Source organism: Niastella populi, from assembly GCF_002078015.1.
In the GTDB taxonomy this organism is placed as follows: Bacteria; Bacteroidota; Bacteroidia; order Chitinophagales; family Chitinophagaceae; genus Niastella; species Niastella populi.
Genome location: NZ_LWBP01000139.1, coordinates 1 through 558, shown reverse-complemented (window position 1 = coordinate 558; position 558 = coordinate 1). Strand labels below are relative to the sequence as shown.

Below are 558 nucleotides of genomic sequence, written 5' to 3'. Positions count from 1 at the left end.
TGTATGAGCTATCTCCTCTTCAGGAGGGAATGTACTACCACTGGTTAGCTGAAGGTTCCAGCTCACTTTATTGTGAGCAGACCTCCTATAGGGTGCGGGCCGAAACATTAGATATAGAAGTGTTAAAAGGAGCGTATGACCAGTTAACAGCCCGGCATGCTGTACTGCGCACCAGTTTCAGTAATGATTATGCCGGCAGATCGTTGCAAATTGTAAGGAAAGAAGTACCGGGTAATTTTAGCTATGAAAAGCTGGATAGGGAGGCGGAGCAACAAGCACAGGTAGCGCTGATCAGGAAACAGGACAGGGGCCGGGGCTTTGATTTGAGCAGGGGTTCCCAGATGCGGTTGCATGTGATTGATCTGTCGGCGGGAGAATATGAGTTTATCTGGAGTCACCATCATATCCTGATGGATGGGTGGTGCACGAGTGTACTCATCAATGACTTTAATGAGCTGTTAAGTGCCGCAATCAGGGGCAGTACAGCAGACCTGCCGCCAGTAATGCCATATTCTGATTATATCAAATGGTTAAAAGCCATAGACAGGGAGCGTTCAC

General features: G+C 48.0%; 1 protein-coding gene. It reads left to right on the top strand.

Going from position 1 to position 558, the window contains the following annotated elements; genetic code table 11:
- A partial coding sequence (locus tag A4R26_RS12980) for a condensation domain-containing protein (protein WP_242674893.1) occupies positions 1–558 on the top strand: 558 nt, incomplete at both ends.